Annotated in this window: 3 protein-coding genes and 1 pseudogene; 1 reads left to right on the top strand and 3 read right to left on the bottom strand. The window is 74.0% G+C overall.

All coding sequences use genetic code 11. The annotated features are described in order from the left end of the window. A pseudogene (locus ACWGE1_RS39785) lies at window positions 1-291 on the bottom strand (hypothetical protein); the annotation flags it as partial. Beyond that, on the bottom strand, window positions 291-1,433 hold the full coding sequence (locus ACWGE1_RS39780) for a molybdopterin-dependent oxidoreductase (RefSeq protein ID WP_453425349.1): 1,143 nt from the start codon (window positions 1,431-1,433) through the stop codon (window positions 291-293). The pseudogene ACWGE1_RS39785 and the gene ACWGE1_RS39780, both read right to left, overlap by 1 nt. A 113-nt stretch (window positions 1,434-1,546) precedes the next feature. On the opposite strand from ACWGE1_RS39780, the gene ACWGE1_RS39775 reads away from it, so the two are divergent. Further along, window positions 1,547-3,013, top strand: a complete 1,467-nt coding sequence (locus ACWGE1_RS39775) for a glycosyltransferase 87 family protein (protein ID WP_453425348.1) — start codon at window positions 1,547-1,549, stop codon at window positions 3,011-3,013. On the opposite strand, the gene helR is transcribed toward ACWGE1_RS39775, so the two are convergent. Further along, on the bottom strand, window positions 3,000-5,147 hold the full coding sequence (helR, locus tag ACWGE1_RS39770; RefSeq protein ID WP_453425347.1) for an RNA polymerase recycling motor ATPase HelR: 2,148 nt from the start codon (window positions 5,145-5,147) through the stop codon (window positions 3,000-3,002). The two genes, ACWGE1_RS39775 and helR, sit on opposite strands and share 14 nt — an antisense overlap. Between the last annotated feature and the right edge of the window lie 484 nt (window positions 5,148-5,631).

Here is a 5,631-nt window from a genome sequence, read left to right as displayed (position 1 = left end):
CCCCGACGCGATGGCCACGCCGCCGGCGCGCAGCTGCGCCTGCAGGGCGATCACCGTCAGCGAACCCGCGACGATCAGCGCGGCGCGCGGGACCCCGCGCAGGCGCAGGCCCGCCGCCGCGCAGAGCGCCGCGACCGCGAGGACCAGCGGGGCGACCAGCCCGTCGTGCACGAGGACCCCGCCCGCGAGCCACAGCCCGATCCGCCACGGCTCGGGCTCCCGCACCAGCAGGAGGCCGCCGAAGGTCATCAGGACCAGGCCGAGGCCACCACACACGTACCGGTACGCCATCACGCCACCTCCAGCCGGCCGACCCACTTCGTCTGGAGCACGCCCGGCCGGTTCGGGGCGATGATCCGCGCCGGACAGCCGTGGTCCAGGGACAGCACCTCTCCGTTGAGCCGCAGGGCCAGCAGGGTGAGCGGGTCCTGCGCGTACAGGCGGCCCATCTCCATCACCCGGTAGGCGCCCGCCACTTCCAGCGACACCACCCGGCAGCGCGCGCCCGCGCCCCCGCCGGCGCGCTCCAGCAGGTCCCGTACCCGTACCCCCGTCCACCGGGCGGACTTGCTCCAGCCCTCCACGCAGGCGATGGGCAGGGTCACCTCGTGCTGGGGGAGCGCGCGCAGCTCCTCCAGCGTGAGGCTGTACGGCCGCGGCCCGGCCACGGTCAGCCGCCAGCCGGCCAGCGAGGCCCCGGTGACGCGCGCCGCGGCGGCCGTGCGGTTCACGGGCAGCCCCTGCGGACCGTGGTCCGGGCTGCGCGGAGCGAACAGCTCCAGCGGACCGAGCGCGGTGACGGACTGCCCGACCGTGGTCAGCGTGACCGCGCCGGCCGCTGCCGCGACGGCCGCCAGCAGTTGCCGCCGGTCCGGCCCGTCGGCCGCGGGAAGGGCCAGGGTGCCGGGGGAGCTGCGGGTGAAGTGGCCGTGGATCCGCGGCCATTGAACGGCGACGTGCAGCAGCACCGCTCCCAGGAGGAGCCACGCGACGGCGTAGTGCACGGGCACGAAGGAGAACGGCCACGGGTACCACTGGAAGGTGTTCAGCAGCCCGGTGAACAGCTCGAAGATCGCGGCGGCGACGAGCACGGCCACGGAGAGGCGTTCCAGCGCGTGCCGCACGGAGCGCACCGGCGGCCACGCGAAGAGCCGCGGGTAGACCGCCCACAGCTTGGCCAGGAGCAGGGGGATCGCGGCCGTGCCGGAGGCCACGTGCAGGCCCTGGGTGAACCGGTAGCCCCAGTACGGGCGGCTCGGCAGCCGGTCGGCAAGCCAGACCGGCGGGTGCTGGAGGTAGTGGCTGAGCACGCCGGTGGCGAAACAGACGACGACGGCGAGCCCGAGCAGGCGGCCGATGACCGTCGCGGTACGGGCGTCGTGCAGCCGTGCCCTGAAGGTGACCGGCGGGCCGTGGGGAGGAGTGAAACGCATGGGCCCATGACACCCCCGCCGGCGCCCGTGCGGGTCGCTGCAACACCTTACGGAATGCGGACGTGCGGGGCCGCCGACCCCGATTCCGGTCCCGCTGCTGGAACGCTGCGGACGTGAAACCGCGTACCGCCCCCGCTCCCACTGCCGCCCGCGCTGACGCCCCCGTTGCCGCCACCGCCCTCACCGCTGCGGCCCTGGCCGCCCTCACCGCCGTCCTCGTCCTCACTGTCCGCCACGACGGCTACTTCACCGACCCCGCCGGGCTGTTCTGCCGGTACGCGGCCTGCTGGGTGCTGTTCGCCCTCGCCCTGCTCGCGCTGCGCAGGGTCCCGGCCGCCCACGTCGTGCCCCTGCTCCTCGCCGGGGCGCTCGCCGTCACGGCGACCGGGCTGGTGGCGCCGCCCCGTACCAGTACCGATTCCTACCGCTACGCCTGGGACGGCCGGGTCCAGTCGGCCGGTGTCTCGCCCTACGACCACGCCCCGCAGGATCCGGGACCGGCCCGGCTGCGCGACCCCTGGCTCTTCCCCACGGGCGCCGCCTGCGCGGGACCGGACCTGGCCCGCATCCCCGGAGGGGGCGCCGTCGCGCACTGCACCCGGATCAACCGGCCCGCCGTGCACACCATTTACCCGCCCGTCGCCGAGGCGTACTTCCTCGCGGTCGATCAACTCGCCCCGGAGGGAGCCCGGCACGGGCCGCTCCAGACCGGCGCCGGTCTCCTCTCCCTCGGTGTGACCGGCGCCCTGCTGCTGATCCTGCGCCGCCGGGGCCGCGACCTGCACCGGGCCGGCTACTGGGCCTGGTGTCCCGCCGTACCGATCGAGGCCGTGAACAACGCGCACGTGGACGTCCTGGGAGTGCTGTTCGCCGTGATCGGCCTCGGACTCGTCGCGGCGCACGGCACCGGCCGGCGGGCAGCCGGAGGCATGGTCCTGGGCGCCGCCGTCGCCACCAAACTCATGCCGGCCGTCGTACTGCCCGGCGCGCTGTCCGGGGTGCGCCGGGTCCGTGACGCGGCCGCGGTGCTGGCCCCCGCCGCCGCCTTCACCCTGCTCGCCTACCTGCCCTACGTCCTCCTCTCGCACGGCTCGGTCCTCGGCTACCTCGGCGGCTACGTGGACGAGGAGGGCTACGACGACCCCTCCGCCGGCTCCCGCTACGCCCTGCTCCGCCTCGTCCTGCCCGACAGCTGGGCGTTCCCGGTGCTCCTCGCCGCGATGGCGGGCGTGTCCCTCCACGTGATGCGGCGCGGCGACCCGCACCGCCCGTGGAGCGGAGCGCTCCTGGTCACCGGGTGGGCCTTCGCGCTCCTGACCCCCGGCTATTCCTGGTACGCCCTGCTCCTGATCGCCCTCGTGGCCATGGACGGACGCTGGGAATGGCTGGGCATCGCCCTCGCGGGCGCGGCCGTCTACCTCCTGGCTCCGGTGTTCGGCCACCGGTCGGCGCTGAGCGCGATCGCGTACGGCGCCGCGGTCGCCCTGGTCCTCCTCGCCCCGGCGGTCCGGCGGCGGCGCGGACCGGGGCCGCGCCCCCGCCCGCGACCGGTGGCCCTGCCGGGGGTCAGGAGCTCGTGAGGATCACGAGTCGCTGCGTCGCCCGGGTCATCGCGACGTAACGGTCGACCGCTCCTTCGACCCCCGTGCCGAAGGCCTGCGGGTCGACGAGGACGACCAGGTCGAATTCGAGCCCCTTCGACAACCCCGGGGTCAGCGACCGGACACGGGACGTCGCCCGGAAGGCGGGAGCGCCGATCACGCAGGCGACCCCGTCGGCATGCGCTTCGAGCCAGCTGTCGAGGACCGGGTCCAGCTCCGCGACGGAGCCGTGGACGACGGGGACACCGCTGCTGCGGACGGAGGTCGGTACGTTGGCGTCCGGGAGCGCCTCCCGGATGGCCGGCTCGGCCTCCGCCATGACCTCTTCGGGCGTCCGGTAGTTGATGCTCAGGGAGGCCACCTCGATCCGGTCGAACCCGATCCGCTCCAGCCGTTCCCGCCACGACTCCGTGAACCCGTGCCTGGCCTGGGCGCGGTCCCCGACGATGGTGAAGCTCCGGGACGGGCAGCGCAGCAGCAGCATCTGCCACTCCGCGTCGGTCAGTTCCTGGGCCTCGTCCACCACGATGTGGGCGAAGGGGCCGGCGAGCCGGTCGGGGTCCGTGCCCGGCAGCGCGCTCTCGTCGATCAGACTGTCCTGCAGGTCCTTGCCGCGCAGCATCGTCACGGCGCCCTCGCCGTCGTCGTCGGCCGCGAGCAGGTCGTCGATGACACCGGACATGCGCTCGCGTTCGGCGGCGACCGCCGCGCCCCGTCGCCGCAGCCGCCGTGCCGCCTCCGGGTCGCCGAGCCGCTGCCGGGCCGCGTCCAGGAGGGGCAGGTCGCAGACCGTCCAGGCGTGGGCGTCCGCGCGCTGCAACGCCGACACGTCCTCGCGACTGAGCCAGGGAGCGCACATCCGCAGGTAGGACGGCACCGACCACAGGTCGCCGACGAGGTCGGCCGCGTCGATCGTCGGCCAGGCTCGGTCGAGCGTCCCGGTCAGCTCCTCGTCGTGCTGCAGCGCCCTGCGCAACAGATCGGGCGAGAGGTCCTCGTCGTCGAGCTTGTCGAGCAGGATCGTCAGCAGCTCCTCCCGGATCAGCTCGCGCGCCTCGTTGTGCGGGGTGCCGGCGGCCGCCTCGAACGCCTCTGCCCAGTCCTCCGGCCCGAGCCGGACGTCGGCCCAGGGGGTGCTGACCGTCATCCCCCCGGTGGGCGGCTCCTCGTAGATGCCGACGGCCTTCTCGATCGCCTTCACCATCTCCGCGGACGACTTCAGCAGCGCCACCGCCGGGTCGGCCTCGGCCACCGCTCCCGCCCCCTCGTCGACGAGGTCCCGCACGGTGCAGGTCTGCACGCCCTCCTCACCGAGGCTGGGCAGGACGTCGGCCACATAGGACAGGTAGGGCTGGTGCGGACCGACGAACAGCACGCCGCCCCGCCGGTGGCCGAGACGGGGGTCGGAGTAGAGGAGATGGGCGGTGCGGTGCAGCGCCACCACGGTCTTGCCCGTACCCGGACCGCCGTCGACGACGAGAGCGCCGCGGGAACCCGCGCGGATGACGGCGTCCTGGTCGGACTGGATGGTGCCGAGCACATCGCGCATGCGCGGCGAGCGGCTGCTGCCCAGGCTCGCGATGAATGCGGACTGGTCGTCGAGCGCGGCGTGCCCCTCGAACCCGTCGGCGGTGAACACCTCGTCCCAGTAGTCACCGATCCGGCCGCGGGTCCAGCGGTACCTGCGGCGGCTCGCCAGACCCATCGGGTTGGCATGGGTCGCGGCGAAGAACGGCTCGGCCGCGGGCGAACGCCAGTCGATCAGCAGCCGGCCCCCCGCGCCGTCGGTGAGACCGAGCCGTCCGATGTAGACGGGCTCGGGGTCGTCCGCACCGACGATGCGCCCGAGGCACAGGTCCAATCCGAAGCGCCGCAGGGCCCGCAGACGCCCCGTCAGCCGGTGGATCTCCACGTCCCGGTCCATCGCCTCCCGGCCCCGGCCGCCGGGCGCTCTGCGCAGCTCACCGAGGCGGTCGGACAGCTCGGCGACCGCCTGCTCGAGGCTCTGCGCGAGGGCGGCGAAGTGCTTCTCGTCGCCGCCGATCAGCGCCGGGTCGGCCTTGGGGGAGAGGTGGCCGGGAAGGTCGAACGCACTGGTGGTCAGGGAGTTCATATCAGCGGCTCCAATCTGCGGACGCGCCGCGAACTCATCGCACGATCCATCAACCGACAACAGCGCACGCACTATGGGGGTCTCCCGTTTTCGCAGGTCCTGGCTTCGAGGAGCGATTCTGCGGTACCACCGGGGCCTTGCCGCAAGCCCCCCTGTGCGCTATAAGTTGAGAGTGGAAAGGAGTGGGTACTCCTCCATTCCCCTGATCGTCCGCTCCGTACGGACGTCCTCCCCACCGAACGGCAGCGCACCGCGTGCCACCCCGCCATCGCGCCGTTCCCCCTCCGGTGAACCCCCTTGTCGAGCCGCACGGCCCGCCGTGTTCATTCGTACGGCCGACTGCGGATGCCGTCCCCGGCCCGCCGGGGGGCGGATGTGGGGGGGAGGGTAGGCCCCCCCCCAGCCCCCGGGCGGGGTGGCGGGCGTCCCCCCATTCCCCGCCGGGTAGGCCGCGGGCCCAGCCCGTGGTGGGGAGCCCAACAGG

It is taken from the genome of Streptomyces sp. NPDC054932 (assembly GCF_053610205.1).
Note: the sequence above shows the minus strand (reverse complement) of the source record. Positions and strands in the feature narration are given on the sequence as shown.

Excerpts from the sequence above, each read along its gene's own strand:
- ACWGE1_RS39780 (WP_453425349.1), bottom strand. The coding sequence starts at position 1,433 with ATGCGTTTCACTCCTCCCCACGGCCCGCCGGTCACCTTCAGGGCACGG.
- helR (WP_453425347.1), bottom strand. The coding sequence starts at position 5,147 with ATGAACTCCCTGACCACCAGTGCGTTCGACCTTCCCGGCCACCTCTCC.